Origin of the sequence: Pseudomonas frederiksbergensis (assembly GCF_017114915.1) — a bacterium.
In the GTDB taxonomy this organism is placed as follows: Bacteria; Pseudomonadota; Gammaproteobacteria; order Pseudomonadales; family Pseudomonadaceae; genus Aquipseudomonas; species Aquipseudomonas frederiksbergensis_I.
This window is the reverse complement of record NZ_JAAUOE010000012.1, coordinates 37951-63073: the sequence shown is the minus strand read 5'-3', so window position 1 is coordinate 63073 and position 25123 is coordinate 37951. Positions and strand designations below refer to the sequence as shown.

General features: G+C 62.1%; 23 protein-coding genes. 15 read left to right on the top strand and 8 right to left on the bottom strand.

The window, feature by feature from the left end; genetic code table 11:
- Window position 1 precedes the first annotated feature (1 nt).
- Window positions 2-1237, bottom strand: a complete 1236-nt coding sequence (locus HCU66_RS11565) for a 3-methyl-2-oxobutanoate dehydrogenase (2-methylpropanoyl-transferring) subunit alpha (protein WP_205888612.1) — start codon at window positions 1235-1237, stop codon at window positions 2-4.
- A gap of 185 nt (window positions 1238-1422) precedes the next feature.
- Between HCU66_RS11565 and bkdR the strand changes: the two genes are divergently transcribed.
- The gene (gene bkdR, locus HCU66_RS11560) at window positions 1423-1911 is read left to right on the top strand and encodes a Bkd operon transcriptional regulator BkdR (RefSeq protein WP_017339472.1); all 489 of its coding nucleotides are present in this window, start codon (window positions 1423-1425) and stop codon (window positions 1909-1911) included.
- A 140-nt stretch (window positions 1912-2051) separates the two neighbouring features.
- On the opposite strand, the gene HCU66_RS11555 is transcribed toward bkdR, so the two are convergent.
- Entirely contained in the window at window positions 2052-2915 is an 864-nt protein-coding gene (locus HCU66_RS11555; RefSeq protein ID WP_205888611.1) for an MBL fold metallo-hydrolase, read from the bottom strand.
- A 163-nt stretch (window positions 2916-3078) separates the two neighbouring features.
- Here HCU66_RS11555 and HCU66_RS11550 point away from each other — a divergent pair, with 163 nt between their 5' ends.
- From HCU66_RS11550 to nahK, 4 genes are all read left to right on the top strand, one after another.
- Entirely contained in the window at window positions 3079-3885 is an 807-nt protein-coding gene (locus HCU66_RS11550) for a sulfite exporter TauE/SafE family protein (protein WP_205888610.1), read from the top strand.
- 210 nt (window positions 3886-4095) lie between these two features.
- Entirely contained in the window at window positions 4096-5280 is a 1185-nt protein-coding gene (locus HCU66_RS11545; RefSeq protein WP_205888609.1) for a porin, read from the top strand.
- Window positions 5281-5518: 238 nt separating this feature from the next.
- Entirely contained in the window at window positions 5519-6682 is a 1164-nt protein-coding gene (gene nosP, locus HCU66_RS11540) for a nitric oxide-sensing protein NosP (protein ID WP_205888677.1), read from the top strand.
- The gene (gene nahK, locus HCU66_RS11535; protein WP_420908054.1) at window positions 6612-9245 is read left to right on the top strand and encodes a hybrid sensor histidine kinase/response regulator NahK/ErcS'; all 2634 of its coding nucleotides are present in this window, start codon (window positions 6612-6614) and stop codon (window positions 9243-9245) included. The genes nosP and nahK overlap by 71 nt, the downstream gene beginning before the upstream one ends.
- A gap of 117 nt (window positions 9246-9362) precedes the next feature.
- Here the strand turns inward: nahK and HCU66_RS11530 are convergent, their stop codons facing one another.
- The 6 genes from HCU66_RS11530 to HCU66_RS11505 all read right to left on the bottom strand — a co-directional run bounded on the left by HCU66_RS11530 (window position 9363) and on the right by HCU66_RS11505 (window position 14579).
- Window positions 9363-10028, bottom strand: coding sequence for a response regulator transcription factor (locus tag HCU66_RS11530; RefSeq protein WP_205888608.1), 666 nt, complete (start codon window positions 10026-10028; stop codon window positions 9363-9365).
- A gap of 56 nt (window positions 10029-10084) precedes the next feature.
- Window positions 10085-10642: a PQQ-dependent catabolism-associated CXXCW motif protein gene (locus HCU66_RS11525; RefSeq protein ID WP_205888607.1), complete on the bottom strand. Its 558-nt coding sequence runs from the start codon at window positions 10640-10642 to the stop codon at window positions 10085-10087.
- 231 nt (window positions 10643-10873) lie between these two features.
- The gene (locus tag HCU66_RS11520) at window positions 10874-11665 is read right to left on the bottom strand and encodes an ABC transporter permease (RefSeq protein WP_205888606.1); all 792 of its coding nucleotides are present in this window, start codon (window positions 11663-11665) and stop codon (window positions 10874-10876) included.
- Window positions 11662-12405: an ATP-binding cassette domain-containing protein gene (locus HCU66_RS11515; RefSeq protein ID WP_205888605.1), complete on the bottom strand. Its 744-nt coding sequence runs from the start codon at window positions 12403-12405 to the stop codon at window positions 11662-11664. Before HCU66_RS11515 ends, HCU66_RS11520 begins: the two co-directional genes overlap by 4 nt.
- A complete protein-coding gene (locus tag HCU66_RS11510) occupies window positions 12402-13361 on the bottom strand; it encodes a YVTN family beta-propeller repeat protein (RefSeq protein ID WP_205888604.1) in 960 nt (319 codons plus the stop codon). The genes HCU66_RS11515 and HCU66_RS11510 overlap by 4 nt, the downstream gene beginning before the upstream one ends.
- 33 nt (window positions 13362-13394) lie before the next feature.
- The gene (locus HCU66_RS11505) at window positions 13395-14579 is read right to left on the bottom strand and encodes an ABC transporter substrate-binding protein (RefSeq protein WP_205888603.1); all 1185 of its coding nucleotides are present in this window, start codon (window positions 14577-14579) and stop codon (window positions 13395-13397) included.
- A gap of 391 nt (window positions 14580-14970) precedes the next feature.
- Here HCU66_RS11505 and pedF point away from each other — a divergent pair, with 391 nt between their 5' ends.
- The 10 genes from pedF to pqqE all read left to right on the top strand — a co-directional run bounded on the left by pedF (window position 14971) and on the right by pqqE (window position 25085).
- On the top strand, window positions 14971-15432 hold the full coding sequence (gene pedF, locus HCU66_RS11500; RefSeq protein WP_205888602.1) for a cytochrome c-550 PedF: 462 nt from the start codon (window positions 14971-14973) through the stop codon (window positions 15430-15432).
- 3 nt (window positions 15433-15435) lie between these two features.
- Window positions 15436-16314 carry a substrate-binding periplasmic protein gene (locus HCU66_RS11495; protein WP_205888601.1) on the top strand — a complete coding sequence of 293 codons (879 nt, stop codon included), beginning with the start codon at window positions 15436-15438 and terminating at the stop codon, window positions 16312-16314.
- Window positions 16311-17060 (top strand): quinoprotein dehydrogenase-associated SoxYZ-like carrier, encoded by a 750-nt coding sequence (locus HCU66_RS11490; RefSeq protein WP_205888600.1) that lies wholly within the window; start codon window positions 16311-16313, stop codon window positions 17058-17060. The genes HCU66_RS11495 and HCU66_RS11490 overlap by 4 nt, the downstream gene beginning before the upstream one ends.
- A gap of 15 nt (window positions 17061-17075) precedes the next feature.
- Complete coding sequence (locus HCU66_RS11485) at window positions 17076-18008, top strand: quinoprotein relay system zinc metallohydrolase 1 (RefSeq protein ID WP_205888599.1); 933 nt, start codon at window positions 17076-17078, stop codon at window positions 18006-18008.
- 293 nt (window positions 18009-18301) lie between these two features.
- Window positions 18302-20077: a PQQ-dependent methanol/ethanol family dehydrogenase gene (locus HCU66_RS11480; RefSeq protein ID WP_205888598.1), complete on the top strand. Its 1776-nt coding sequence runs from the start codon at window positions 18302-18304 to the stop codon at window positions 20075-20077.
- 171 nt (window positions 20078-20248) lie between these two features.
- Window positions 20249-21769: an acetaldehyde dehydrogenase ExaC gene (exaC, locus tag HCU66_RS11475; RefSeq protein WP_205888597.1), complete on the top strand. Its 1521-nt coding sequence runs from the start codon at window positions 20249-20251 to the stop codon at window positions 21767-21769.
- A gap of 253 nt (window positions 21770-22022) precedes the next feature.
- The gene (gene pqqA / locus HCU66_RS11470; protein ID WP_081499480.1) at window positions 22023-22094 is read left to right on the top strand and encodes a pyrroloquinoline quinone precursor peptide PqqA; all 72 of its coding nucleotides are present in this window, start codon (window positions 22023-22025) and stop codon (window positions 22092-22094) included.
- A gap of 53 nt (window positions 22095-22147) precedes the next feature.
- Complete coding sequence (pqqB, locus tag HCU66_RS11465) at window positions 22148-23062, top strand: pyrroloquinoline quinone biosynthesis protein PqqB (RefSeq protein WP_205888596.1); 915 nt, start codon at window positions 22148-22150, stop codon at window positions 23060-23062.
- A 140-nt stretch (window positions 23063-23202) separates the two neighbouring features.
- The gene (gene pqqC, locus HCU66_RS11460; RefSeq protein ID WP_018929700.1) at window positions 23203-23955 is read left to right on the top strand and encodes a pyrroloquinoline-quinone synthase PqqC; all 753 of its coding nucleotides are present in this window, start codon (window positions 23203-23205) and stop codon (window positions 23953-23955) included.
- Window positions 23952-25085, top strand: coding sequence for a pyrroloquinoline quinone biosynthesis protein PqqE (gene pqqE, locus HCU66_RS11455; protein WP_205888595.1), 1134 nt, complete (start codon window positions 23952-23954; stop codon window positions 25083-25085). Before pqqC ends, pqqE begins: the two co-directional genes overlap by 4 nt.
- Window positions 25086-25123: the final 38 nt, after the last annotated feature.

Here is a 25123-nt window from a genome sequence, read left to right as displayed (position 1 = left end):
GTCAGATCCCCAACTCCTGACGCTGGCGCTTCAAGTGCTCCGGCATCTCTTTGTAGACGTCTTCGAACAGGGTCGCGGCGCTCGGAATCTGGCCGCCGGCGAGGGTGCCGTACTGCTCGGCTTCTTTCTGCGCGGCGATCACTTCGGCTTCCAGTTCGGCACTGACGGCGGTGTGTTCCTCTTCGGACCACTGACCGATTTTGATCAGGTGCTGCTTGAGGCGCGCAATCGGGTCACCCAACGGGAAGTGACTCCAGTCGTCGGCGGGACGGTATTTGGACGGATCATCGGAGGTCGAGTGCGGGCCGGCGCGGTAGGTGACCCATTCGATCATGGTCGGGCCGAGGTTGCGCCGCGCGCGTTCGGCGGCCCAGGTGGAAGCGGCGTAGACCGCGACAAAGTCGTTGCCATCGACCCGCAGGGAGGCGATGCCGCAACCGACGCCGCGTCCGGCAAAAGTAGTGGCTTCACCACCGGCAATCGCCTGGAACGTCGAGATCGCCCACTGGTTGTTGACCACGTTGAGGATCACCGGCGCACGGTAGACGTGGGCGAAGGTGAGGGCGGTGTGGAAGTCCGCTTCGGCGGTGGCGCCGTCGCCGATCCAGGCCGAGGCGATTTTGGTGTCGCCCTTGATCGCCGAGGCCATGCCCCAGCCCACGCCCTGGACGAATTGGGTGGCGAGGTTGCCGGAAATGGTGAAGAAACCGGCGTCTTTCACCGAGTACATGATCGGCAACTGACGACCCTTGAGCGGATCGCGCTCGTTGGACAGCAGTTGGCAGATCAGATCCACCAGTGGCACTTCGCGGGCCATCAGGATGCTTTGCTGACGGTAGGTGGGGAAGCACATGTCGTCGATGTTCAAGGCCAGGGCCTGGGCGCTGCCGATGGCTTCTTCGCCAAGGCTTTGCATGTAGAACGACATTTTTTTCTGACGCTGGGCGACCACCATGCGGTTGTCGAAAATCCGCGTCTTGAGCATGGCGCGCATGCCTTTGCGCAGGACCTCGACGGGTACCCCTTCAGCCCATGGGCCGAGGGCATTGCCCTGGTCGTCGAGCACGCGAATCAGGCCACGGGCCAGATCGGCGGTGTCGGCGGGTTCTACGTCGATTGGGGGTTTGCGCACCGTACCGGCGTCGGTCAGACGCAGGTAGGAGAAGTCGGTTTTGCACCCTGGGCGGCCCGAAGGTTCGGGAACGTGCAGGCGCAGCGGTTCGTACGCTTGGTTCATGGCTTCTACGCTCGATCTTGTGAATTTCTTGTAGTGAGCTGGCAGTCATTCTTCGGTAAAAGAAATCTTGTCCTACAACAATCATAGGCCGGGCCAAGAAGAATATTTCTCTGTGTTTCGTTGCGCTGGAGGTTATTTAAGGATAGAAATTCTGCATAAACATAAAAAACAGGTGGTTTTGTCTCATGCGCAAACTGGACCGTACCGACATCGGCATTCTCAACAGCCTTCAGGAGAACGCGCGCATCACCAACGCCGACCTCGCGCGCTCGGTGAACCTGTCGCCGACGCCGTGCTTCAATCGGGTCAAGGCGATGGAAGAACTGGGGCTGATTCGCGAGCAAGTGACGCTGCTGGATGCCGACCTGCTGGGGCTGCACGTCAACGTGTTCATTCACGTCAGCCTGGAGAAGCAGGTAGAGGAAGCGTTGCAGCATTTCGAAGAGGCGATTTCGGATCGCCCGGAAGTGATGGAGTGCTATCTGATGGCCGGCGACCCGGACTACCTGATCCGCGTGCTGGTGCCGACCATTCAGTCGCTGGAGCGCTTCATGATGGACTTTCTGACCAAAGTGCCGGGGGTGGCGAACATCCGTTCGAGCTTTGCGCTCAAGCAAGTGCGCTATAAGACGGCGCTGCCGTTGCCGGCGAATGGGTTGACCCTGGCCAACTGATCGTTCCCACGCACTGCGTTGATGATCGTTCCCACGCTCCGCGTGGGAATGCCGCCAGGGACGCTCCGCGTTCCGCTTCCGCAGGTGACGCAGAGCGTCACGGGATGCATTCCCACGCGGAGCGTGGGAACGATCGAAGGTTAAAGTTGATTCAGGGGGATTTTCAGGTAGGTCACGCCGTTATCTTCGGCCGGCGGCAAATTCCCCGCCCGCACATTCACCTGAATCGCCGGCAGCAACAGCGTCGGCATGCACAAACCGGCGTCACGCTGGGTGCGCATGGCGACGAAGGTGGCTTCGTCGATGCCGTCGTGAATATGAATGTTGCTTTTGCGCTGCTCGCCGACCGTGGACTGGCATTGCGGGGCGCGGCCCACGGGTGGGTAATCGTGGCAGACGTAGAGCCGCACGCTGGCGGGGAAGGCCAGCAATTTGCGGATCGAGGCAAACATCTGGTTGGCGTTGCCACCGGGGAAGTCGCAGCGCGCGGTGCCGACGTCCGGCATGAACAAGGTATCGCCCACCAGAATCACATCGCCGTCGATCAAGTAAGCCATGTCTGCCGGGGTGTGCCCGGGCACATGCAGGGCCGTGGCCTTGAGGTTGCCGATGCGGAATGACTCGTTCGGCGCGAATAGGTGATCGAACTGTGAACCGTCGACGCTGAACCCCGGTTCAAGGTTGAACAGCGTCTTGAATACCCCCTGAACCTGGCTGATCGACTGCCCGATCGCAATCTTGCCCCCCAGTTCCCGACGCAGATACGGCGCTGCCGACAGGTGATCGGCATGGGCGTGGGTTTCCAGCAGCCATTGCACTTGCAACTGGTGTTCACGCACGAAGGCGATGATCCTGTCGGCCTGGGTGGTCGAGGTGCGCCCGGCGGCGGCGTCGTAATCCAGCACGGGATCGACAATCGCGCACTGGCCGCCATCGTGTTCGTGGATCACGTAGCTGTAGGTCTTTGATGCGGGATCGAGGAAGGCTTCAATCAAGGCGGGCATGGTGGCCGTTTCTTCTTGGACAGGTCTTGAGGGTAGTTTCATTTTCCCTGCATTGGCCAGCCCCGCATCCATTCAGTTGATGAAAAAAACTGCGCGGGCTCTATCCTGTCACTCAATCGATACCGGGCGTACCCGGCCTTTTTTCGCGGATCATGAGTGTTTTATGTTGCTGGCAAGTTTTTTTGGCCTGGTCATGGGCCTGGTGCTCGGCTTGACCGGAGCCGGTGGCGGTATTCTTGCGGTGCCGGCCCTAGTGCTCGGGTTGGGTCTGACCATGACCCAAGCGGCACCCGTCGCGTTGTTCGCGGTGGGCAGTGCGGCGGCAATCGGGGCGATCGACGGTTTGCGCCATGGCCTGGTGCGTTATCGCGCGGCGTTGTTGATTGCACTGCTGGGCGCGGTGTTTTCGCCGGTGGGCATCTACTTCGCGCATCAGTTGCCGGAAAAGAGCCTGATGGTCCTGTTCAGTCTGCTGATGGTCATGGTGGCCTGGCGGATGCTGCGCCCGGAAAAGCACGACGCCGGCCCCAGCGACCATGGCCACGCCAACTGGGGCCAGAAGAACTGCATGCTTGATCAGCAGACCGGGCGTTTTTCCTGGACCGCCAAATGCACTGCGACCCTTGCCGCGCTCGGCGCGGTGACCGGTGTGGTCTCGGGGCTGCTCGGGGTCGGTGGCGGCTTTCTGATAGTGCCCGCGTTCAAGCAACTGACCGATGTGCAAATGCGCGGGATCGTTGCCACGTCGTTGATGGTGATCAGCCTGATCTCGGTGATTGGGGTGATCGGCGCGTTTCATGCCGGGGTGCGGATCGATGGTCTGGGCGTGTCGTTCATTGTCGCCAGCATCGTCGGGATGATCCTCGGCCGGAAACTCTGCGCGCGGGTGCCGGCCCGAGGGCTGCAGATGGGCTTTGCCAGCGTCTGCGTGGTGATCGCCGTTTACATGCTGTTTAGAGCGCTCGCCTGACGGGCACCGGTTCCTGTGGACGCCACTCGGGTCCACAGGCTTACACCCTAAGTTCCGGGCCTGGCCGACAGGCGGTCTTACACCAAACTTGCTGTGCGCTACCGGCCAGCCCAAAGCACCTGACAACCGCCCCCAAGGCAGCGTATGACGCCGCCGGTCCGCTTTCGATAATCGCCTCCGACATCAAGTCCCCCCGTTGCGGAGCGCTCCATGCACAACAATAAGAATTTCAAGCACCGTTTCTTGCCGGCCTTCATCGCCAGTCTGTCATCCCTGGGCCTGAGCTCAATGGCCGAGGCCGAGATCATGCTGTACGACAAGGACCAGACCACGTTCTCCACGGATGGCTATGTCAACGCCTTCTACGTCAACAGCGATGTGGACCGGGCCGGCGAGCAGTACGACCGACGCCAGGCGCGGGTGAAGATGGGGTTTTTGCCCAACTACCTGGGCTTCAACATGGGCAAACAGGTCGATGACCTCAAGCTCGGCGCCCGGGCTTCGTTCTGGGTGACCATCAACGACAGCGAAACCAACGGCACCGACACCGCCATCGACGTGCGGCAGTTCTACGGCACGGTGGCCAACCCGGAGTGGGGCGAAGTGCTGATCGGCAAGGACTTCGGCCTGTTTGCCCGCTCCAACATCCTGCTCGATGAACTGCTCGCCGGTTACGGCCAGGTCAGCGATACCTTGGGCCTGGTGGACGGCGGTGGGGTGTCGTTCGGCAACATCGGCAGCGGTTATCCGTACCCGTTCCCGACCTCGCAGATTACCTATCGCACCCCGGTGATGGACGGTTTGCGGGTGGCGGTGGGGATCATGGACCCGGTCGACACCAACGACAGCAGCGCAACCGGCAAGGCCTATCAGGAAAATCCGCGCACCGAGAGCGAGATCACCTATCAGTTCGACGTTGGCGGGGCGAAGATTTACAGCTGGCTCAACGGCAGCTACCAGACGTCGGACAACACCGATTCCAGCGTCGAGTCCGTCACCTCCAAAGGCGTCGGCTACGGCGTGCAGGCGAAGATGGGCGGGCTGTCGCTGACCGGCTCCGGCTTCCAGGCCAAGGGCATCAACCCGTTCTTCACCAACAACGCGGGCGAGCCGACCCTGCGCAATGTCGACAGCAACGGTTACCTGCTGCAGGGCTCCTACAAACTGGGCAAGAACCGCCTGGCCCTGTCTTACGGCAAGACCGAGGACGATGGCAACGGCGTGGTCGGCAGCGGCGCCGATTACGAAACCCGCGGCATCGCGCTGTTCCATGACGTCAACGACAACCTCAAGCTGGTGGCCGAGTACAACCAATTCGAAATCAACGGCCACGACACCAGCGCCCAGAATGAAGACACCGATACGTTTGCGGTGGGGGCGGTGTTGACCTGGTAACCGCACAACGCAGATTCCCTGTAGGAGCGGGCTTGCCCGCGAAAGCGGTCTGTCAGTCGACATCAATGTTGAATGTGACGGCCTCTTCGCGGGCAAGCCCGCTCCTACAGGGGAATATGGTGTTTTGCAGATGCCGTCCGGCTCTCATCCCATGGAAGTGCCTGACCGCTACCCAAGTAGCATTCGTCGCCACCCGCAGGCTTCGTACACTCGAACCTCATACAGGCGGGGGGCGATGATGCAGCAGGTTCAGAGCGACGGTGTGGTCAGTGCCATGTCCCAGGCCACCGATGCCCAGCAAGCGGCCCAGGATCTGGCGCGACAACTCTTGCACCCCCATTTGGGCTTCGTGCTGTTCTTCTGTTCTGCCGAATACGACTTGCAGGCGCTGGGGCAGGCGTTGCAGCAGAGTTTCGGTGGCATTCGCCTGGTGGGCTGCACCAGCGCCGGGGAAATCACCCCCCAAGGCTATGGCCGTAGCTGCGTGACGGCGGTGGGCTTCGACCACCGGCACTTTTCCATCTCCACCGAATTGATCGATGAGATGGAGCATTTCAGCCTGATCGATGCCCAGCAGATGGTCGAGCGCCTGGTCAGCGGTTGTCGCAGCAACACCCTGGCGCCGATCAAAGGCAACAGCTTTGCCCTGACCCTGCTCGATGGCTTATCCAGCCGTGAAGAAATGGTGCTTGCTGCCTTGAGCGCGGCGTTGGGCGACATTCCGCATTTCGGCGGTTCGGCCGGCGACGACAATTACCTGACCCACACCCACGTGTATTTCGGCGGCGAGTTCCACAGTGGCGCGGCGGTGGTGGTGCTGGTCAACACCTGGCTGGATTTCGAAGTCTTCACCACCCACCACATACTGCCCCGAGCCGAAAAACTGGTGGTCACCGCTGCCGATAGCGCCTCGCGGCGGGTGTTCGAACTCAACGCCGAACCGGCCGCCGAAGAGTACGCCCGGCATATCGGCGTGGCGGTGGCGGACCTTGATTACCGAGTCTTTGCCGCGCACCCGTTGGCAGTGCGGATCAACGATCAGTATTACGTGCGGGCGATCCAGCAGGTGCATCCGGACCTGAGCCTGAGTTTCTACTGTGCGGTGGAGAACGGCATCGTCCTCACCGTCATGCAGCCCGGCCCCATGCTGCCGAATCTGCAAGACCTGTTCGACGGTTTGCGCGAGCGTCTCGGCGACCTGTTGCTGACCATCGGCTGCGACTGCTTTCTCAGGCGCCTGGAACTGGAAGACGCCGGCCGTCTCGAGCAGGTCGGCGCGTTTTTGCAAGACCAGCGGGTGATGGGTTTCAACACCTACGGAGAACAGTTCAATGGCATGCACATCAACCAGACCTTCACCGGGGTCGCCATTGCCCGAGGCCGTGCCCCTGGACAGCGCTGACCTTCAGGCGCAGATCGCCAGCCTGCAGCACGAAAACCAAAAATTGCAGCGCATCAATGGCGCGCTGATCGAGCGCATCGAGTCCGGCATCACCCGGGGCAACGACCCGTATGCGGCGTTCCAGCATTCGGTGGTGCTGGCCGAACAGGTGCGCGAGCGCACCGATGCCCTGAACCAGGCCATGGCCGAACTCAAGGCTGGCAACCATTTGCTCAGCGAAGCGCGGCTACGGGCCGAAACCGCCCATCAACACTTGATCGACGCCATCGAAAGCATCTCCGACGCCTTTGTGCTGTTCGACGCCGAGCAGCGGATCGTGCTGTTCAACAGCCGCTTCAAGGCGTTTTGGGGCAACAGCCGGGTGCGGATCAACGCCGGCATGCGCCTGAGTGAGGTCAAACGGTTGATGACTTCGACCGGGCTGTTCAGTGAAGAACCTCGGTCGCATGTCGACGAAAGCCTGCTCTATCGCCTGCACAATGGCCGCTGGCTGCAAGTCAGTGAACGGCCGACCCAGGAAGGCGGGCGGGTGATCCTGTTCACCGACATCACCGACGTCAAACTCAGCGAAACCCTGCGCCGCGAGCAGGCCGTGGCGCAAAAGTCGCACCTGTTGCAACGGGCAGTCGACAACCTGTCCCAAGGGGTGGCGATGGTCAATGCCGAGGGCATTCTGGAACTGTGGAACCGGCGCTTCCTGGAACTCAGCGGCTTGGCCCCGGTGGCGGCCCATCGACCGTTCGCCGAAGTGATCGCCGACAGCGAACTGAACCTGCTGACCCCGGCCAGTCGCGATGCCAACGGGCGGCAAGTGCAGGAATGCGAGCAGCGCCTCTGCGATGGCCGGGTGCTGGAAATCCGCACCCATCCGTTGCCCACCGGCGGCTTCGTCAACACCTTCACCGACATCACCGAACGCTACCGGCACGCCGAAGCCCTCAGCGAAAGCGAACGCTGGATTCGCTTGATCACTGACCATGTGCCGGCGCTGATCGCCTACCTCAATGCCGATCTGGTGTATGAGTTCACCAACAAAGTCTATGAAGAATGGTACTGCTGGCCCCGGGGCGTGATGCTCGGGCAGAGCCTGCGCGAAGTGCACAGCGAGCAGCATTATCAGCGCCTGGAAGCCTACGTGGCGCGGGCCCTGGCCGGTGAGAGCGTGACGTTCGAGTTTGCCGAAACCAACATCAACAATCAGGAGCGCTACATGCTGCGTTCCTACGTGCCCAATCGCCTGGCCAGCGGGGAAGTGGTGGGGATTTTCGTACTGATCCGCGACATCACCGAGCGCCGTCGCACCGCCGAGGCGCTGCATCAGGCCTATCAGAACCTGGAGTTGCGGGTGCGCGAACGCACCACCGAACTGACCACCCTCAATGACCAGCTATTGCGCGAAATCGACGAGCGTCGCCGAGTGGAGTCACGCTTGCGCGAAGCCAAGCTCGAGGCCGAGCAGGCCAACCTGTCGAAGACCAAATTTCTCGCCGCCGTCAGCCACGACCTGCTGCAACCGCTCAACGCCGCGCGGCTGTTTACCAGCGCGTTGCTGGAGCGCCGGGAACCGGTGGCCAACGAAAATCTGGTGCGCAACGTCAGCAATTCCCTGGAAGACGTGGAAAATCTGTTGGGCACATTGGTGGATATTTCCAAACTCGATGCCGGGGTGATCAAGGCCGACATCGCGCCGTTCGCCCTCAGCGAATTGCTGGAAAACCTCGCCGCCGAGTACACCCAGGTGGCCCGCAGTGAAGGCCTTGAGCTGCATTTCATTCCGTGTTCGGCGCTGGTGCGCAGCGACATTCAGTTGCTCGCGCGGATCTTGCGCAACCTGCTGAGCAACGCCATTCGCTATACCTACAGCGGGCGGGTGGTGCTCGGTTGTCGGCGTCATCACCAGCGGTTGACGATTGAAGTCTGGGACAGCGGCATGGGCATTGCCGAAAACCGTCTGGAGGAGATTTTTCAGGAGTTCAAGCGCGGTGACGTGCAGCGCCCGGATCAGGACCGCGGCTTGGGGCTGGGCCTGGCGATTGTCGAGAAAATCGCCCGTATTCTCGGCCACCGGATCCACGTGCGTTCATGGCCGGGCAAGGGTTCGATGTTTTCCGTCGAGGTGCCATTGAGCGCCACAGCGCCGAAGGCATTGCCGAGCCTGCTGATGAGCGAACCGATGCTCGAACGGCTGCGCGGTGCTCGGGTGTGGGTGCTGGACAACGACGCGGCGATTTGCGCCGGGATGCGCACCTTGCTCGAAGGTTGGGGCTGTCGGGTGGTCACGGCGCTGTCGGAGGAGGATCTGGCGCGGCAAGTGGATAATTATCACGCCGAAGCCGATCTGTTGATCGCCGACTATCACCTGGATGACGAGCAGAACGGTGTCGACGCCGTGGCCCGCATCAACGCCCGTCGCGCCTCGGCGATCCCGGCGATGATGATCACCGCCAACTACAGCAATGAACTCAAGCAGCAGATCCGCGAACTGGGCCACACCCTGATGCACAAACCGGTGCGGCCGATGAAGCTCAAGACCGCGATGAGTCATCTGCTCGGCCGGCCTTGAGGTGATCGTTCCCACGCTCCGCGTGGGAATGCAGCCAGGGACGCTCCGCGTCCCAAAGAGCGGACGCAGAGCGTCCGGTGAGGCATTCCCACGCGGAGCGTGGGAACGATCGTGGGCTCAACGCCGCAAATACGACCCAAAATCGATATCCCCGGCACTCAATATCGCCTGCACCCGGTTGTGCACGTTGAGTTTGCGCAAGATCGCCGAGACGTGGGCCTTGACTGTGGTTTCGGCGATTTCCAGGGTGTAGGCGATCTGCTTGTTCGATTCGCCCTTGGTCATGCGTTCGAGCACCAGCAACTGCTTGCGGGTCAGCGCCTGGAGCAGTTCGGGCGGGAAGCTCGGGGTCTCGTTCATGCGCCGGCTGGTACCGCTTTTTTGCGTGCGGATGATGTCCGGCGGCAGGTACACATTGCCATTGAGAATCTGCTGGATGGCCTCGGTCATCTGCGCCCGTGGCGAGGACTTGGTGATGAACCCCACCGCGCCATAGGTGATGGCTTGCAGCACGATCTGTTTGTCCTGTTCGGCCGAAACGATCACCACTGGAATGGTCGGCGCCTCATTGCGCAGGTTGATCAGGCCATTGAGGCCATGCATGCCGGGCATGTTCAGGTCGAGCAGGATCAGGTCCAGGTCATCGTGTTCCTGGGTCAGGGCCAGGGCGCTGTCGAGGTCGGCGGTTTCCATGACCTCGCTGCCGGGGAAACCATCGCTGATGACGTTATGAATGGCTTCGCGAAACAGCGGGTGATCGTCGGCAATCAGAATTTTGTACATGGCCTTTCACCTCATTATTTTTTTCAGGGTGTGGCAACAACACGCAAGCGCTCGGGTCAGGGAAAGGGTTCGGGCTTTGCCGGCGTCACGGGCAGATTCGCCGCTTGCCAGGCATCCAGGCCGTCGCGGTACCAATACAGTGTTTTATAGCCCATGGTGGCCGCGCGTTTTACCGCGTTCCAGCTCAACCAGCAATCGGAGCGACAGTAAAAGACCAACGGTCGGGCCAGGTCGCCCGCCGTCAATTGCTGCAGATGACGCGCGAAATAGTCTTGCCAGGGCGGCGTCAGGTCGCCATCGCCGGTATTGGCCAGCCAATGGCTGCCGGGCAGGTTTTCGTGGGGTTGATCTTCGATGAAGCGGCCTTGCAGCCACTGTCGGCGATAGACATCGATCAGCACCGGCCGGGGTGTTTGCCTGAGCAGGTTTTGCAGGGCCGGCGTGTCGATGATGTTCGCGCCCTGGAGCTGAGTCGGGGTCGGGCTGCGGTACAGGGCGATGCGATAACCCTGGGCGGAGAACAGCGGTGTTTCGGCCTGCGCGGCGCCCAATAGCAGGCTCAGCGACAACACAGCGAGAGAAGGGCGCAACAGAACACGTCGGGCACGCGGCATGGGGGGCAGTCCTTATAGTTATGAACCCATTACATGCCAGTAGCGGTGCGTTGTGAATGCGACGATAGACAGGTAAACCAGTACTAAAGTAGTAATTTTCCCCGTTGATCGTTCCCACGCTCTGCGTGGGAATGCCTCACCGTACGCTCTGCGTCCGCTCTTGGGACGCGGAGCGTCCCTGGCTGCATTCCCACGCAGAGCGTGGGAACGATCCACAGGGGGAATGTGTTGTCAGTTGGTTTTGCGCAAGGCCGCGTGTTGCGGGTTGAAGGTGAGCACGGCGAGCAGGGCGAACACCAGCGTCAGCCCCACGCACACCGCCAGCGCCAACGGGCTGAAGCGTTCGTACAGGGCAAACCGCACCAATTCCACCGCATGGGTGAACGGGTTCAAGGCGCACAGCCAATACAGCCACTCGCTGGAATCGCGCATTTTCCACAGCGGATACAGCGCCGACGACAGGAAAAACAACGGGAAGATCACGAAATTCATCACCCCGGCAAAGTTCTCCAGCTGGCGGATGGCGTTGGACAGCAACAGGCCCAGCGCACTGAGCATCAACGCCACCAGCAGCAACGCCGGCAACGCCAGCAGCAGGCCCATGGCCGGTGGTTGCACGCCGTACAGCCACGCAATCGCCAGAAAGGCATACACCTGTAACAGCGAAATCAGCGACGTCGCCAGCAATTTGCTGCACAGCAGAAAGGTCCGGGGCAGGGGGCTGGTCAGCAGCACGCGCATGCTGCCCATCTCCCGGTCATACACCATCGACAGTGAACCTTGCATGCCGTTGAACAACAGGATCATGCAGGCCAGGCCCGGGATGATGTAAACCTCATAGGGAATGTAAGTGTCGTAGGGCTCGATGATGGCGATGCCCAGTGCCGCGCGGAACCCGGCGGCGAACACCAGCAGCCACAACAACGGCCGCACCAGCGCACTGAGAAACCGCGTGCGCTGCAACACGAAGCGCAGCCATTCGCGCAGCACGATGCCGCTGAAACATTGCCAGTAGGCGTTCATCGGGTGACGGCTCCTGAAGAGGCTGAAGTGGTCAGGCGAGCGAAGGCCGAATCGAGGTCGCCGCCATGTTCCAGGCTCAGCGCATCAGCCTGTCCGCTGGCCACCAACCGCCCTTGATGCAGGATCAGCAAATCATCGCTGGGCTGCACTTCATCGAGTAAGTGAGTGGTCCAGAGCACGCTGATGTGTTGCTCGTGGCACAGGCTGCGGATGTGTTGGTTGAGCGCCAGGCGACTGGTCGGGTCGAGGCCGACACTGGCCTCGTCGAGCAACAACAGGCGTGGTTCATGCAACAACGCACGGGCGATTTCCACCCGCCGACGATGGCCACCATTGAGTTCGCGCACCCGCTCGCGGCGGCGCTCGGTCAAGGCCTGGCGCGCCAGCTCGGTGTCGACCCGCAGCCCGGTCTGGCGCTGGGACAAACCATGCAGCGCGGCGTGATAACGCAGGTTTTGCTCGACGCTGAGGTCCAGGTCCAAGGTGCTTTGCTGGAACACCACCCCCAATTGCTTGAGCGCCGGGCGTGCGGCGTTGCGCAAGGAACAGCCGCCGACCCGGATATCACCGCGTTGCAGATCATAGAGGCGGGTGAGCAGGGCGATCAGGGTCGACTTGCCCGCGCCATTCGGCCCAAGCAGCGCCGCAAAACGCCCCGGTGCCAGGCTGAAACTCACCTGGCGCAAGGCCTCGCGCGCGCCATAGGCGAAACTCAGGTCGCTGACCTCAAGGGCGTTCATGGCGTCACCACCACGCCCCACGGATAACGCCCGACCTTCACCGATTTGCTGACCTTGAGGCTGGCGACATCGATCACTGACACATCGCCGCTGACGCCATTGGTGGCCAGCAATTGCTTTTGGTCCGGGGTGAACGCCATCTGCCAGACCCGCCGGCCCACCAGCAGGTAATCGAGAATCTCGAAGGTTCTGGCGTCGATCACCGCCACATGGTTGGCCGGGCCGAGGGCGACGAAGCCGTACTTGCCGTCGGCGCTGAGTTTGATCCCCACCGGCTGAACCTTGTCCGGGTGCACGCCTTTGATCTGGAAGGTCAGGGTCTTGAGGATCTTGCGGCTGGCGACGTCGAGAATCGTCACCGTGCCGCCGATTTCCGCCGAGGCCCAGAGCTGCGAGCCATCGGGATTGAATTCGACGAAACGCGGCCGTTGATCCACCAGGGTGTTGTCGGCCAGGGTCTGGGTGCCGGTGTCGATCCAGTGCAGCATGTTGGTGGTTTCACTGGTGTTCACCGCCCACTTGCCGTCGGGACTGACGGCCATGCCCTCGGGCTCGACGCCGACGTTGATCTGCCCGAGTACCTTGGAGGTTTCGGTGTCGATCACCGTCACCAGCGCATCGTCTTCGTTGGAGACGTACAACCAGCGATTATTGGGATGCAGGGCGAATTGTTCGGGGTCTTTGCCCGAGGGCAGTTCCTTGATGATCTTGCGTGTGGCGACGTCCATCACCTGGACCCGGTCCGAATCACTGGCGCAGATGTACAGCAGCGTGTTGTCGTGGGACAGCAACAGGCCGCGCGGGCGCTGGCCGACGGGCAGGGTGTCGGTGACTTGCAGGGTCTGCATGTCGATCAGGCTCAGGCTGTTGTCCTTTTCGTTGGAGACCCAGGCGGTGCTGGCCGCCGCGTGCCCGGCGGCGAGCAGTAAAGCGCAGGAAAGCAGGGTGCGGCGCATGGCAGATTCCTTCTTATTGTGGTGGTAGGGCTTTCAGGGAAAGCGGCAGCGGACCTCGGCTTTGTCGTAACCCAGGCTGTCCATTTCGTTGAAGGGGTGCAGGAAACCGTCTTGCGGCGACGTGCTGACCAGTGCCCGGGGTTGCACGATGGGGATCGGCTGGCGCAACTGACCGTTCCACGACCGATAACTGAGCTTGCGCCCCTTGAAGCCGTCCAGCGGCAATTGCTCGCTGATTTCAAGCGTACGGATCGCCATGGCATCGGCCTGACGCAGTTTGCCCACTGCACTGGCAATGCTGCGCACGGCCATCCACGCGGCGAAATCCCGATCGTTCATCCAGCGCCCGGCCAGGGCTTCGAAGCGTTTCTGCAACTGCGCGGCACCGAAGGTTTCCACGGTCTTGTGCCAGCCCACCGGAGTCAGGCCCTGAGTGCCGGCCACCGGCCGTGGATACCAGGTCTGATAGGGCACGTATTCGCCGAAGTCGCCCCGTTCATCGGCCACCAGCACCACGTCGTACTCGGCGGTCTGGGTGAACAGCGGCATGTCGGCCTGGGCGCTGCGCCGCTGATCGTTATCGAAACTCCAGGCTTTTTCCGCGACCAGTTGCAGGCCGAAGCGTTTGGCCGCCCGGCGCAGGGCGGCGGCATAGGCTTGATCGTCCGCGGTCGGGCCGACGATCAGCAGCGCCCGTTGCCATTTACGCAGTACCAGAAATTGCGCGAGTGCATCGGCCAGCATCGCCCGGCTCGGCAGGCTGTGCAGCACGTTCGGCAAGCAGTCGGTGCTGCGCAGGCTGTCATCGGGGCTGCCAGCATTGAACAGCAGGCTATCGGGCAGCGCGGCGCTGAGTCGGCGCAGGGCCTGCGCTGGTGCATTCACCACAAACAGGCGCAGGCCTTGCTCGTGTTGGGCCTTGGCCGCTTCGATCAGCGCCTCCGGATTGTCGACGCTGGCGCTGACCAGGCTGTAGCTGTGATTGAGAAAGCGCCCGGTACTGTTGCTATCAGTGATCGCCAGTTCGGCGCCACGCAGGCCGGCATCGGTCGGTTCGGGAATAACATTCGACAGCAACGGGCCGGGGTCGGGGCGATAACCGAGGTAGCCGATTTGCACCTGCAACGGTGCGTCCGCCGCCTGAGCCTGGGTCGCCACCCCGGCGGCGCAGGCAATCGCCAACAGGTAGATCAAGGCATAAGGGGCGAGCTGGCGCATAAAGGCACTCCATCACAGGTAGCGTCAGCATAGGAACCCTGGACGGGCGGGGAAATATGCAGAAAGTACCGATGGGCCAGTACCAAGGTAGTAACTCACCCCGGGCGGCGCGGTTTTAGCATGGGCTACAACGGCCATCATTCAAGGGGGGGATTGACCATGCGAATTCTCAAAGCACTGCTCCTGCCGTTGTTGTTGATCCTGACCCTGATCGGCATCGACAAGCTTCACGGCGCCCGACCCGTATGGGTTGGGCCTGCGCCACAAGCCCTACTACCAAGGGAGTAGGTCGCGGCCACCAAAGCAGCATGGGGCTTGCGCGAAGCCGTTCCTAAGATGGGTGCCATAGCCTCTTCAAAGAGGTTTTGCGTGCAATCTTGAGGGCAGAACAATGACAACAAAACGCAACGCCTTGCTCGTTGCCGGACTGCTGGCCGGTTTCATCAATGCAGGTTCCGTCTGGGCCCACGGCAACGTGGTACCCCAGGCCATCGAAACCCAGGGACTGACCCCGATCAAGGACGCCGGTGTGCAGGTCGATGCCGACGGTTGGGCGGCGGTGAACCCTTACCGTTCCACCCCTGAGCGCGACAAAGCCGTGCAAATCGGCTCTTCGGCCTACAACCAGAACTGCGCGGCCTGCCATGGCCTGGAAGCCAAGTCCGGCGGCATCGCCCCTGACTTGCGCATGCTCGATGGCGGCGAGGCCGGTGATGAGTGGTTCGTCGAGCGGGTACGCAATGGCGCCGTGCGTGATGGCCGGGTCTACATGCCGAAGATGGCCGACTACCTGAGTCAGGAAGCCTTGTGGGCGGTGCGCACCTACCTGGACAGCGTGCACGTCGAGGAGTGACCCATGCGCCTGCTCGCGGTGTTGATCAGCGCTGTGTGGCTGTGTTGCCAGACAGCGCAGGCGCAGGTCAGTAGCTATGACGACATGATCGCCGCCGCCGAGCTGAAGGTCGCGGTGTACAAGGACTTCGCGCCCTACAGTTTCGAAGACGCCGGCCAGGCCCGCGGGGTCGATGTCGAACTCGCCCAGGCCCTGGCCAAGGCCATGGGGGTACGCCTGCAACTGATCTGGGCGCCCGCCGGGGAGAAGCTCGACGACGACCTGCGCGATTACATCTGGCGAGCCAGTGCGCTGCACAATCAGCAACTGGCCGACCTGATGATGCGCGTGCCCTACGATCGCGAATACGCGCAGAAACGCAATGAACTGGGTGAGCTGGAAAACGGCCATGTGGTGATGTTCGGACCGTACCAGACCGAACAATGGCAAGTGGCTTATGACCGCCGCCGGCTGGATTCGGTGGCCAGCGTCGCGGTGTTCCAGCAGCACCCGATCGGCGTCGAAGTTGACAGCGTGCCCTCGTTTTACCTGACCTCGGTGTTCAACGGCATGCTCTCCGCCAAGACCCACCATTACCCGGGCGTGCCCCAGGCGTTTGCCGCGATGAAGGCCGGTGAAGTCGACGCGGTGATGGCCATGCGCGGCGAGATCGACTGGCAAGTCCATCAGGCCGCCGACCCGCAAGTGGCGTTGGCGGAAAACGCTTACCCGAATATGGGCAAACAGCTCTGGGAGATCGGCATGGCGGTGCATGAAAGCAACCGGCAACTGGCCTACGCCGTGGAGGAGGCGCTGGAAGCATTGATTCTCGAGGGCACGGTCAAAAGCATTTATGCCCATTACGGCCTGCGCTATGACGTACCCGAGATGTATCAACCATGAACTGGCGCGCGAGTTGGCTGTTGGCCTGCTGGTTGCCCTTGGCCGGGCAGGCGGTTGAGGTCGATCCGGTGCCGTCGGTGATGTGGGCGTTCTATCACAAGCAGATGCTTGGCGACGCGCCGTTCGTGTTCGACGAGCGAGTCAAGCTGCTGGCACCGCCGTTCGCCGAAGACGCCCGGCAAGTGCCGCTGGAAATTGACGCCCGGGCGTTCAAGGGCGAGGTGGTGCGAATCCTCGCCTGGGCCGAACTCAACCCACTGCCGAAAATCGTCGACTTCGAGCCGGTGGCCGACGTACTGCCCTGGCTGTCGATCCGCATCCGCGTGGAACAGGCCACGCCGTTGCGTGCGGCGGTGTTGACCCGCGACGGGCTGTGGCATGTCGGCTCGACCCTGATCGATGCGGCGGGCGGTGGCTGCACGGCACCAAGCGTAGTGCGCACCCAACCGGGTTGGGAAGAACGCATCGGCGAAGTGCTCGGCGGTCGTTACCCCCGTGGCGAATTCAGCCGCGTGCGCTTGCAGGTGGCGCATCCGATGGACAACGGCATGGTCAGCGGCATCCCGGAATTCTTCCTCAACCAGGCCGAGCTGCGGGACCGGAACGACCGGGTGCTGGCCCGTCTGGAGCTGTTCCCGGCGGTCAGCGAAAACCCCAACCTGGCTTTCGATATTGAAGGGGCCGGGCAGACGCGCCTGCTGCTGCGCGACAACAGCGGCAATCAATTCGATGCGGCCATACCCTGACCCAAGGAGCGTGTGATGCGCTGGATGCTGCTGTTGTTCATCTGTGTGAGCCTGCCGACCCTGGCCGATTCCGATTACGCACTCAAGCCCCGGCAGATTGCCGAAGACACCTGGCTGCTGGAAGGCAGCACTGACAACTTCGCCAAGAGCAACGGCGGCAACATCGTCAACACCGCGTTCATCGTCACCGGGCAGGGGGTGGTGGTGATCGACAGCGGGCCGTCGAAACGCTACGGCGAAGCCCTGCGCAAAGCGATTGCCGCAACTACCGATAAACCGGTGATCCAGGTGTTGCTGACCCATCACCATCCCGACCATGTGCTGGGCAATCAGGCTTTCACCGACGTGCCGATCGGTGCACTGGCCGGCACCACTGAGCTGTTGCGTCAACAGGGCGATGCGATGGCCGAGAACATGTATCGATTGGTGGGTGACTGGATGCGCGGCACCGAGGTGGTGTTGCCGACGCAGACGCTGACGCCTGGCGTGAAAAGTTTTGGGAACCACGATTTGCGGCTGCTGAGTCTGGGTGGGCACACCAGCGCGGATCTGGCTATTCTCGACCAGAAAACCGGCGTGCTGTTTGCCGGGGATCTGGTGTTTTATCAACGGGCCTTGACCACGCCCAACAGTCCGGGGCTGTCGGTGTGGCTGGCGGACATCGCCACACTTGAGGGGTTGCCGTGGACGCTGATCGTCCCCGGCCATGGCCCCGTGGCCACGGACAGCAAACCGTTCGAGCAAATGCGCGATTACCTCTCCTGGCTCGATCAACTCATGCGCGACGGCGCCGCCAACGGCAGCGACATGGCCGAGATGATCCGCAGCCCCATCCCCGAACGTTTCGTGGGGATCAGCCTGAGCCGCTATGAGCTGATTCGCAGTGTCAGCCATTTGTACCCGCGCTATGAGCGCGCACAGATGACCCGAGTCGATTCCGGCCGGTAGGAGCCGGCTTGCTGGCGAACGGCGCGGCGCGGTGTGTCAGATGAACCGTTTTCGTGGTGTGTCAGATGCGCCGCTTTCGTGGTGTGTCAGATAAACCGCCTTCGCTGGCAAGCCAGCTCCTACGGGGGACCGATGTCGATCATGAAATCCGCGATCCATCGCCTCCGACCCTGTACCAAGGAACTAGAAATCTCCGCATTGCGGGCAATTGTTGCAACGGCGGCGGCGCCCAAGAATCTGCACCAGACCGGGAAAATTTCCCGGGCATAACAATAACCGCAGAGGTAGCCGTCATGACCCAACCCGCACGTCGCCAACCCTTCGCCTTGAGCGTGCTGCTCAGTGCCATGCTGTTGTCCGGCCAGGCATTGGCCGCAGTCTCCGATCAAGACATCCTCCAGGATCCGAAGAATCCGGAACAGGTCGTCACCAATGGCCTGGGCGTCCAGGGTCAGCGCTACAGCCCGCTGGACACCCTCAATGTCGACAACGTCAAGGATCTGCGCCCGGTCTGGGCCTTTTCGTTCGGCGGTGAAAAGCAACGCGGCCAGCAGGCGCAGCCGATGGTCAAGGACGGCGTGATGTACATGACCGGCTCCTACTCGCGGGTGTTCGCGGTGGATGCGCGTACCGGTCGCAAGCTCTGGCAATACGACGCGCGCCTGCCCGATGACATCCGCCCGTGCTGCGACGTGATCAACCGCGGTGTGGCGCTGTATGGCGACCTGGTGATCTTCGGCACCCTCGACGCCAAGCTCGTGGCCCTGAATAAAGACACCGGCAAAGTGGTATGGAGCAAGAAAGTCGCCGACCACAAGGAAGGCTACTCCATCAGCGCCGCGCCTCTGGTGATCAACGGCAAACTGATCACTGGCGTGGCCGGTGGCGAGTTTGGGGTGGTGGGCAAGATCGAAGCCTACGACCCGAAAAACGGTGATCTGCTGTGGACCCGGCCAACGGTCGAAGGCCACATGGGTTACGTCTACAAAGACGGCAAGGCCGTAGAGAACGGCATCTCCGGCGGCGAAGCGGGCAAGACCTGGCCGGGCGATCTGTGGAAAACCGGCGGCGCGGCGCCGTGGCTGGGCGGCTACTACGACCCGGAAACCAATCTGCTGCTGTTCGGCACCGGCAACCCGGCGCCGTGGAACTCGCACCTGCGCCCGGGCGACAACCTGTACTCGTCCTCGCGCCTGGCGCTGAACCCGGACGACGGCACGATCAAATGGCACTTCCAGAGCACCCCGCACGACGGCTGGGACTATGACGGCGTGAACGAACTGGTGTCGTTCAACTACAGCGAAGGCGGCAAGGAAATCAAAGCCGCGGCCACGGCGGACCGCAACGGTTTCTTCTACGTGCTCGATCGCACCAACGGCAAGTTCATCCGTGGCTTCCCGTTCGTGGACAAGATCACCTGGGCCAGCGGCCTGGATAAAAACGGCCGGCCGATCTACAACGAGGCCAGCCGTCCGGGGGCGCCGGGTGCCGAGGCCAAGGGCAGTTCAGTGTTCGTCGCGCCGGCGTTCCTCGGGGCGAAAAACTGGATGCCGATGGCCTACAACAAAGACACCGGCCTGTTCTATGTGCCGTCCAACGAGTGGGGCATGGACATCTGGAACGAAGGCATCGCCTACAAGAAAGGCGCGGCGTTCCTCGGCGCCGGTTTCACCATCAAACCGTTGAACGAAGACTACATCGGCGTGCTGCGCGCCATCGACCCGAAAACCGGCAAGGAAGTCTGGCGCCACAAGAACTTCGCGCCGCTGTGGGGCGGGGTGCTGACCACCAAGGGCAACCTGGTGTTCACCGGTACGCCGGAAGGCTTCCTGCAAGCGTTCAACGCCAAGACTGGCGAGAAAGTCTGGGAATTCCAGACCGGTTCCGGCGTACTCGGCTCGCCCGTGACCTGGGAAATGGACGGCGAACAGTACGTCTCGGTGCTCTCCGGCTGGGGCGGCGCAGTACCGCTGTGGGGCGGCGAAGTGGCCAAGCGCGTCAAGGACTTCAACCAGGGCGGCATGCTCTGGACGTTCAAGCTGCCCAAAGACCTGGTCGCCAAGCATTAACCCAGGCAACCACAAACCTGATCGTTCCCACGCTCTGCGTGGGAATGCAGCCCGGGACGCTCTGCGTCCCTCTCCAGAGCCGAACGCGGAGCGTCCGTTGAGGCATTCCCACGCAGAGCGTGGGAACGATCACCTACTACCCAATAGCATCGACCCAGACAGAGGCCCATCATGATCTACGCACAACCTGGAACACCCGGCGCCGTCGTTTCCTTCAAACCGCGCTACGGCAATTTCATCGGCGGCGAGTTCGTCGCTCCAATCAATGGCGAGTACTTCACCAACACCTCACCGGTCACCGGTGAAGTGATCGCCGAGTTCCCGCGCTCCAGCGCCGCCGACATCGAAAAGGCCCTGGACGCCGCCCATGCCGCCGCCGATGCCTGGGGTAAAACCTCGGCGCAGGATCGCTCGCTGGTGCTGCTGAAAATCGCCGACCGCATCGAACAGAACCTGGAAATCCTCGCCGTCACCGAAACCTGGGACAACGGCAAGGCCGTGCGCGAAACCTTGAATGCCGACGTGCCACTGGCCGCCGACCATTTCCGCTACTTCGCCGGCTGCATCCGCGCCCAGGAAGGCGGCGCCGCCGAGATCAACGAACTGACCACCGCCTATCACTTCCACGAACCGCTGGGCGTAGTCGGACAGATCATTCCGTGGAACTTCCCGCTGCTGATGGCCGCCTGGAAACTCGCTCCGGCCCTGGCCGCCGGCAACTGCATCGTGCTCAAACCCGCCGAACAAACGCCGCTGTCGATCATGGTGTTCGCCGAGCTGATCGCCGATTTGCTGCCGGCCGGCGTGCTGAACATCGTCCAGGGCTTCGGTCGCGAAGCCGGTGAGGCGCTGGCCACCAGCAAGCGCATCGCCAAGATCGCCTTCACCGGTTCCACCCCGGTAGGCGCGCACATCCTGCATTGCGCGGCCGAGAACATCATTCCCAGCACCGTTGAACTGGGCGGCAAGTCGCCGAATATCTTCTTCGAAGACATCATGAACGCTGAGCCACAGTTCATCGAAAAAGCCGCCGAAGGGCTGGTGCTGGCGTTCTTCAACCAGGGCGAAGTCTGCACCTGTCCGTCCCGGGCGCTGGTGCAGGAGTCGATCTACGAGCCGTTCATGGCCGAGGTGATGAAGAAGATCGCCAAGATCAAGCGCGGCAACCCGCTGGACACCGAAACCATGGTCGGCGCCCAAGCGTCCGAGCAACAATACGACAAGATCCTCTCGTACCTGAACATCGCCCGGGAGGAGGGCGCGGAGCTGCTCACCGGCGGCGCGGCGGAGCGTCTGGAAGGTGACTTGTCCAGCGGCTATTACATCCAGCCGACCCTGCTCAAGGGCCACAACAAAATGCGCGTGTTCCAGGAAGAAATCTTCGGCCCGGTGGTGGGTATCACCACCTTCAAGGACGAAGCCGAAGCCCTGGCGATCGCCAATGACAGCGAATTCGGTCTCGGCGCCGGCCTGTGGACCCGCGATATCAACCGCGCCTACCGCATGGGCCGGGCGATCAAGGCCGGGCGCGTCTGGACCAACTGCTACCACCTGTACCCGGCCCACGCCGCGTTCGGTGGCTACAAGAAGTCCGGTGTCGGCCGTGAGAACCACAAGATGATGCTCGACCATTACCAACAGACCAAAAACCTGCTGGTGAGCTACGACATCAATCCGCTGGGGTTCTTCTAACCCAAAAAAACACCACACCCCCTGTAGGAGCGGGCTTGCCCGCGAAAGCGGTCTGTCAGTCAACCAATGTGTTGGATGTGACACCGCCTTCGCGGGCAAGCCCGCTCCTACAGGGTTTTGTGTGGTGCTGAAGATCTGCGCGCCCCCTACCAATGCACGCCGCCGCCTCCTTCGAAAGTAGCATTCGGTCGTCTCGCCCCCCGTGCATTAATGGCTTTACCGGAATCGTCCGGCACAAGAAGAGGATTGACCCATGTGGCATAAACCCGCGTTTACCGATCTGCGCATTGGCTTCGAAGTGACGATGTACTTCGCCAACCGTTGATGGATCGCCCGGTCAGCCGTCGCGTTGGCCGGGCCTGCTTTCTGGAGCCTGCCATGCACATCCGCGTTCTCGGTGCCGCCGCCGGCGGCGGTTTTCCGCAATGGAACTGCAACTGCCGTCAATGCGCGGCCATGCGCAGCGGCAACCTGCGCGCGCAACGCCGCACGCAGTCTTCCATTGCCCTGAGCGACGACGGTGTGGAGTGGGTGCTGTGCAATGCTTCACCGGACATTCGCGCGCAACTCGAGAGCTTCCCGGCGCTGCAACCGGCCCGACGCCTGCGTGACACGGCGATTGCCGGCGTCGTGCTGCTGGACAGTCAGATCGACCATTGCACCGGCCTGTTGAGCCTGCGCGAAGGCTGTCCGCATTCGGTCTGGTGCACCGAGCGGGTGCATGACGACCTGAGCAGCGGTTTTCCGTTATTCACCATGCTCAAGCACTGGAACGGTGGCTTGCAGTGGCAACCCATCGAATTGGACCGCGAACCGTTCAGCATCGCGGCCTGCCCACACCTGCAAATTCGTGCGATTCCCTTGGTCAGCAACGCGCCGCCGTATTCCCCCAATCGGGGCAACCCGCAGCCGGGGGACACCATCGGCCTGTTCATCGAAGACCTGCGCAATGGTGCATCGGTGTTCTATGCGCCGGGGCTGGGGCAGGTCGATGCCGAGGTAATGAGCTGGATGCAGCGCGCCGACTGCCTGCTGCTGGACGGCACGCTGTGGCGCGACGATGAAATGCGCGTATGTGAAGTCGGCCAGAGCCTGGGCCGCGAAATGGGCCACCTGCCACAAAGCGGCCCCGGCGGGATGCTCGAAGTGCTGGAGGGCTTCAATCGCCAGCGCAAGGTGCTGATCCACATCAACAACACCAACCCGATCCTCGATGAAGACTCGGCCGAGCGGGCGTTGCTGGAGCGGCGGGGGATTGAAGTGGCTTATGACGGCATGGATATCGTGCTGTAGCGGATGGCCTCTTCGCGGGCAAGCCTCGCTCCTACAAGGGGTACGTCGCACGCGAATTTCATGGCCAGCACAGAACCCGTAGGAGCGAGGCTTGCCCGCGAAGGGGCCAGGCCAAACACCGCGAAATCCGGAGAACCGCAATGACTGACACCCCCATGACCCCCACCGAATTCGAAGCGGCCCTGCGCGCCAAAGGCGCCTATTACCACATCCACCACCCATTCCACCAAGCGATGTACGCCGGGCGCGCCACCCGTGAGCAGATTCAGGGCTGGGTCGCCAATCGCTTCTACTACCAGGTGAACATCCCGCTCAAGGATGCCGCCATCCTCGCCAACTGCCCGGATCGCGACGTGCGCCGGGAATGGCTGCAACGGATTCTCGACCATGACGGCGTCCCCGGCAGTGAAGGCGGCATCGAAGCGTGGCTACGATTGGGCGAAGCAGTGGGGCTGGATCGCGAACAAATCCTCTCGCAAGAGCTAGTGCTGCCGGGCGTGCGTTTCGCCGTGGACGCCTACGTCAATTTCGCCCGCCGCGCCTGTTGGCAGGAAGCGGCCAGCAGTTCGCTGACCGAACTGTTCGCGCCGCAGATCCATCAGTCTCGGCTCGACGCCTGGCCCAGCCATTACCCATGGATCGACCCGGCCGGTTACGACTATTTCCGTACGCGTCTGAGCCAGGCCCGGCGCGATGTCGAGCATGGTTTGCGCATCACCCTGGCGCATTACGTCACGGTCGAGGGTCAGCAGCGCATGCTGGAGATTCTGCAGTTCAAGCTTGATGTGCTGTGGAGCATGCTCGACGCGATGAGCATGGCCTATGAGCTGGACCGCCCGCCGTATCACACCGTCACCGCCGAGCGGGTCTGGCATCGGGGGATCGCCCTGTGAACGCGATCGAGCAGCAACCCGGCCCACCGTTGTGGCTGTTGGCGGAGCTGACCTATCGCTGCCCGCTGCAATGCCCGTATTGCTCCAACCCATTGGATTTCGCCCAACAGGGCGAGGAGTTGAGCACAGAAGAGTGGATTCGGGTGTTTCGCGAGGCCAGGGAGATGGGCGCCGCGCAACTGGGTTTCTCCGGGGGCGAGCCGTTGGTGCGCCAGGACCTGGCCGAGTTGATCAAGGCCGCGCGGGACATGGGTTACTACACCAACCTGATCACCTCGGGTATCGGCCTGACCGAACAGAAGGTGCGCGATTTCAAGGTCGCCGGGCTGGACCACATCCAGATCAGCTTTCAGGCCGCCGACGAAGCGGTCAACAACCTGCTCGCCGGTTCGCGCAAGGCCTTCGCCCAGAAACGGGCCATGGCCCGGGCCGTGAAAGCCCAGGGCTACCCGATGGTGCTGAACTTCGTCACCCATCGGCACAACATCGACCAGATCGCGCAGATCATCGAACTGTGCCTGGAACTGGAGGCGGATTTCGTCGAGTTGGCGACTTGCCAGTTCTACGGTTGGGCCGAACTCAATCGCGTCGGCCTGTTGCCGACCCGCGAACAGTTGCAGCGCGCCGAGCGGATCACCAATGAATACCGCCAGCGGCTTGAAGCCGACGGCCACCCCTGCAAACTGATTTTCGTCACCCCGGATTACTACGAAGAACGCCCCAAAACCTGCATGAATGGCTGGGCCAACCTGTTTCTCGACATCACTCCGGACGGCACGGCGTTGCCTTGCCATAGCGCACGGCAGTTGCCGGTGCAGTTTCCCAACGTGCGCGAGCACAGCGTCGAACACATCTGGAACGACTCCTTCGGCTTCAACCGTTTCCGTGGCGATGACTGGATGAAAGAGCCGTGCCGTTCCTGCGATGAAAAACACAAGGACCTGGGCGGCTGCCGCTGCCAGGCGTTCATGCTCACCGGCGACGCCAGCAACGCCGACCCGGTGTGCAGCAAGTCACCGCACCACAGCGTTATTCTCAAGGCTCGGGACGAAGCCGACGCGCCGGGGCAGGGCATGGAACACCTGACCTTGCGCAATGAAAAGGCTTCGCGGCTGATCTTTCGCGGATAAATCGAACAGCACAAATCACTTTGTAGGAGCGGGCTTGC

What these genes read in the sequence shown, in the direction of transcription:
- HCU66_RS11525 (WP_205888607.1), bottom strand. Translation starts at nt 10,642, where the DNA reads ATGCCGCGTGCCCGACGTGTTCTGTTGCGCCCTTCTCTCGCTGTGTTG.
- HCU66_RS11495 (WP_205888601.1), top strand. Translation starts at nt 15,436, where the DNA reads ATGCGCCTGCTCGCGGTGTTGATCAGCGCTGTGTGGCTGTGTTGCCAG.
- exaC (WP_205888597.1), top strand. Translation starts at nt 20,249, where the DNA reads ATGATCTACGCACAACCTGGAACACCCGGCGCCGTCGTTTCCTTCAAA.
- HCU66_RS11565 (WP_205888612.1), bottom strand. Translation starts at nt 1,237, where the DNA reads ATGAACCAAGCGTACGAACCGCTGCGCCTGCACGTTCCCGAACCTTCG.
- pedF (WP_205888602.1), top strand. Translation starts at nt 14,971, where the DNA reads ATGACAACAAAACGCAACGCCTTGCTCGTTGCCGGACTGCTGGCCGGT.
- HCU66_RS11485 (WP_205888599.1), top strand. Translation starts at nt 17,076, where the DNA reads ATGCGCTGGATGCTGCTGTTGTTCATCTGTGTGAGCCTGCCGACCCTG.
- nahK (WP_420908054.1), top strand. Translation starts at nt 6,612, where the DNA reads ATGGCATGCACATCAACCAGACCTTCACCGGGGTCGCCATTGCCCGAG.
- HCU66_RS11545 (WP_205888609.1), top strand. Translation starts at nt 4,096, where the DNA reads ATGCACAACAATAAGAATTTCAAGCACCGTTTCTTGCCGGCCTTCATC.
- pqqC (WP_018929700.1), top strand. Translation starts at nt 23,203, where the DNA reads ATGACTGACACCCCCATGACCCCCACCGAATTCGAAGCGGCCCTGCGC.
- HCU66_RS11510 (WP_205888604.1), bottom strand. Translation starts at nt 13,361, where the DNA reads ATGCGCCGCACCCTGCTTTCCTGCGCTTTACTGCTCGCCGCCGGGCAC.
- HCU66_RS11515 (WP_205888605.1), bottom strand. Translation starts at nt 12,405, where the DNA reads ATGAACGCCCTTGAGGTCAGCGACCTGAGTTTCGCCTATGGCGCGCGC.
- bkdR (WP_017339472.1), top strand. Translation starts at nt 1,423, where the DNA reads ATGCGCAAACTGGACCGTACCGACATCGGCATTCTCAACAGCCTTCAG.
- pqqB (WP_205888596.1), top strand. Translation starts at nt 22,148, where the DNA reads ATGCACATCCGCGTTCTCGGTGCCGCCGCCGGCGGCGGTTTTCCGCAA.
- HCU66_RS11555 (WP_205888611.1), bottom strand. Translation starts at nt 2,915, where the DNA reads ATGCCCGCCTTGATTGAAGCCTTCCTCGATCCCGCATCAAAGACCTAC.
- HCU66_RS11520 (WP_205888606.1), bottom strand. Translation starts at nt 11,665, where the DNA reads ATGAACGCCTACTGGCAATGTTTCAGCGGCATCGTGCTGCGCGAATGG.
- HCU66_RS11490 (WP_205888600.1), top strand. Translation starts at nt 16,311, where the DNA reads ATGAACTGGCGCGCGAGTTGGCTGTTGGCCTGCTGGTTGCCCTTGGCC.
- HCU66_RS11550 (WP_205888610.1), top strand. Translation starts at nt 3,079, where the DNA reads ATGTTGCTGGCAAGTTTTTTTGGCCTGGTCATGGGCCTGGTGCTCGGC.
- HCU66_RS11480 (WP_205888598.1), top strand. Translation starts at nt 18,302, where the DNA reads ATGACCCAACCCGCACGTCGCCAACCCTTCGCCTTGAGCGTGCTGCTC.
- HCU66_RS11505 (WP_205888603.1), bottom strand. Translation starts at nt 14,579, where the DNA reads ATGCGCCAGCTCGCCCCTTATGCCTTGATCTACCTGTTGGCGATTGCC.
- nosP (WP_205888677.1), top strand. Translation starts at nt 5,519, where the DNA reads ATGCAGCAGGTTCAGAGCGACGGTGTGGTCAGTGCCATGTCCCAGGCC.
- HCU66_RS11530 (WP_205888608.1), bottom strand. Translation starts at nt 10,028, where the DNA reads ATGTACAAAATTCTGATTGCCGACGATCACCCGCTGTTTCGCGAAGCC.